Genomic DNA, 3,652 nt, shown 5'->3' with positions numbered 1-3,652 from the left:
ACCGACACCGTTCTCGAACTCAGCGCCTAACCCAACACCCCGAAGGATCGGGCTACACCACTACCGGGGACTTGACCTAGTATGGAACTAGGTGACTTGCCGTGGCGTCGGGTCGCCAGAAGGGAACCACAAGGAGGCCTTACCGCCATCTGAAACACCCGGAGAGGGGAGGATGGGCGTAGGCGGCGTCGCGAGAGACTCGCAAAATGGGCCTCGTTTCTCAACGATAGCATCGCTCCATGCAGGTCTCGCAAGAAGTCGCAGTTGTTGGTGCCGGTCCGAACGGTCTCGCTGCCGCTGTCACGTTCGCGCGAGCCGGCGTCCCCGTCACTGTTTTCGAGGCTGCGCCGACGATCGGCGGTGGCACTCGGACGCAGGAGCTGGTGGCTCCGGGCGTGCTGCACGATGTGTGCTCTGCGATTCACCCCATGGCGTTGGCGACCGGGTTCTTCCGAGAGTTCGAGATCCACAAGAGGATGCGGTTCGTCGTCCCCGAAGCCTCGTTTGCGAACCCACTCGACAGTGAGATGGGGCGAAGAACCGAGTCAGGTAGTCGGGCAGCGATCTCGTTTCGGGACCTGGATCGCACCGTTGATGAGCTGGGTGTGGATGGTCGAGCGTATGCACGACTGATTCGCCCCTTGGTTGAGCGGATTGATGGAGTGCTCGACTTTGCTCTCGGGGGTGGGATGCTTCGTTGGCCTGCCGACCTGCCAGCTGCATTGCTCACCGGGTTTCGAACACTCGAACAGGGCACGCCGCTCTGGAACATGCGTTTCCGGGAGGAGCAGGCGCCAGCGCTCCTTGCCGGAGTCGCGGCGCACAGTATCGGTAAGCTCCCCAACCTTGCCACTGCAGGCGTCGGCCTTGTGCTTGGCGCTCTCGCGCACACGGTGGGCTGGCCCGTCCCGGTCGGAGGATCCCGCTCGATCACTGACGCCATGGCCGCAGATCTTGTGGCGCATGGCGGCAGAATCGAGACCAGTCATTCGATAGATGACATCCGAGAACTCGCGGATTACAGCGTCAAGGTCTTCGATACCTCAGCACGGACGCTCGAGCAGGTCGCAGGCCCAAAGCTCCCGGCCGGGTATCGGCGCGCCCTGCGGCGTTTCGCATATGGCAACGGGGCCACCAAAGTCGACTTCATTCTCGACGGCCCCATCCCCTGGACCGATACCCGGGTCGGCCTAGCCCCTACCGTGCATGTGGGTGGCAAGCGGAACGAGATCGCGGCGGCCGAACGGGACGTCGCGCGGGGACAGCACCCCAAAAGGCCATTTGTTCTGCTCGCGCAAACCGAGCACTTCGACCCAGACCGAAACGATGCAGGCATCAACGCAGTGTGGAGCTACACCCACGTCCCGAAGGGTTCCAAGAAGGATGTATCGTCGGCGGTGATCTCCCAGATCGAGCGGTTCGCGCCAGGTTTCCGGGACCGCATCACGGGAATGCGCGTAACCCCTGCTGACGAATTGTCGCGGTACAACCGGAACTACCACGGCGGAGACTTCAGCGCGGGAGCTGTCACCCTCGCACAGCTCGTTGCTCGGCCCACGCTCTCATCCGAGCCGTGGCGCACACCAACTCCAGGAATCTATCTCGCATCCTCATCCACTCCGCCAGGCCCTGGCGTGCACGGGCTTTCCGGCTGGTACGCCGCCCAGAGTGCTCTTCGACACGAATTCAACCTCCCAGCACCGAACCTCGGACTCGACACCTGACGCTGTCCGTACCACTCGCGGTCCGTCCACTGCAGCGACGTCCGTGCGAAGAAGTCGCCTCGGGGTTTCCTTGGAAGGCTGGCGTGCAACGTGAACGTCGACACGTCCAATGGTGAACATGGGAACAGCACGCCCGAGTTGATAACGCGGTTACACCTGTTTCTCTCATGTCAACTTCAGAGCGTAACGGTGATACTGAAATGCGTCGCGTGCAACAATCCAATCGTGTAGCGAAGGGCCTTCTTGAACATAAGTTCCCGGTCAAAGCGGCTATTTGAGGCTTCTCAGCTATAGCAGCGCTTCCTGGAACAATGTTATTCCTTCCTGTATAGTTTTCGTGAGAGCACGGTCTAGTTTTGGTCAAGGGGCGGCGTTTAGCCGAGGGAAGCCTTGAATCATCTTTGGGCAAGTAATCACGTTCTACTGTCTGTGGAGCTTCGGTGCGGTGCTCTCGCCTTCGGGGCAAGGTGCCCAATCACGAATCGAGAGAGAGTCAGGATGAAGAAGACTGAAAGACCCCGTAACGGGCTCCAACGCCCTGCATTGGCGCTCGCAACCGCAGCGCTCGTTGCTGGATCGACTGCTTTCGGGGCGACGGCCGCGAACGCGGCAGGAGTTGACCCGATTCCGGCCACGAAGCCGATGTACTTTATGTTGTCCACGACGGCGTCCACTCCCTACAACAACCGCCTCTACGGTCCGGAAGTTGCAGAAAATGGGGCGTGGACTTTCCCGCTCCTGAGCACATTGGCCCCTTCGCCCCCTCGCCCTTTGAACGCACTTGGTTATCGAAGCCAAGACCAGTACCTCTATGCTTTTGGGAATGATGGATCAGGGAACTCGACCCCGGTCCAGTCAAGGCTTTACCGGGTGGGGGCCGGTGGGGCTTCGGAAGCACTGGATGTGCTTCTGACAAGCGCCTCTGGCACCAAGCTCGGATATACCCCAATTGGTGCTTTCGATGATGAAGGTTACATGTGGGTGATGTCCTCGGTATCTTCAAATTCGACTTCAGGAGTCCTCTTCAAGATTGATGTAACGAAGAGTGGCGAGGATGCAATTCTGCAGCGGACAACGGTTCCGATGAAGGGTAGCACCGGCGCGTATCAGGACTTCACCTTCTCGAACGGGGCACTCTATGGCCTCACGAATACAGGTAACCTCGTTCGCATCAATATCTCCGGCGCATCTCCCTCAGTGGAGTCCTTGGGAGTTGTCCCCGGGAGCAACCTCGGTGGTCCCGGTGGTCTCCCGAATGTCGCTTGGACGATGGGTAACGAAAACCTTTTCTTCGCCGCGACTCGAACTGGCAGGTACATTCAGGTCGATGTGACTGGCGTCCCGAAGATCGTCGGGAGTGGAAAGGTGCCGGTTTCTCAAGGTGGCGATGGAGCATCAACCCTTCTGCGCGGGTTCAATGTTGACCTCAGTATCGAGAAAGAGGCGCCTCGCGAGATTCTGGTCGGTGCAGATCTTTCATACAAGCTCACTGTCAAGAACAACTCGGACCTCCCCTCCACGGGAGCAACCATTCAGGAGTTCTTGCCTGACGGCTTTACTCCGACGACGGTAACAATCGACGGTGTGAGCTCGAGTTTTGAGATCGGCCAACTGGACGGGAAGCGTGTCGCCTTTATTACCGTCCCGAGGATTGAAAGCGGCAAACAGCTGGAGGTGTTGCTGAACGGCAAGACCTCCGGCATTTCGGAGGGTGCCGACATCGTCAACGTTGCTCGAGTATTGGGTAACGAGGAAGATCCCGTTGAAGAGAACAATGAGGATGACACCACGACAACTGTGGTTGACGAGCACTCGAATAATGTGAATGCTTCGGCTTCGGCTGCGGCGTCTGCGAAGGCTGACGGCGACAACAATCCTGCTGCTCAGGCTGCTGCGGAGAAGGCTGCGGATGCTGATGGCAACGATGT

At 59.2% G+C, this 3,652-nt stretch carries 2 protein-coding genes; both read left to right on the top strand.

Going from position 1 to position 3,652, the window contains the following annotated elements; all coding sequences use genetic code 11:
- Positions 1-239: 239 nt before the first annotated feature.
- A complete protein-coding gene (locus tag AC0KXF_RS15055; RefSeq protein WP_473109947.1) occupies positions 240-1,724 on the top strand; it encodes a phytoene desaturase family protein in 1,485 nt (494 codons plus the stop codon).
- A 498-nt stretch (positions 1,725-2,222) separates the two neighbouring features.
- Positions 2,223-3,652, top strand: a 1,430-nt coding sequence (locus AC0KXF_RS15050; RefSeq protein ID WP_473109946.1) for a DUF6923 family protein, incomplete at its 3' end; no start/stop codon positions are given.

This window comes from Leucobacter holotrichiae, assembly GCF_055791005.1.
This window is presented reverse-complemented; position numbering and strand designations above follow the sequence as displayed.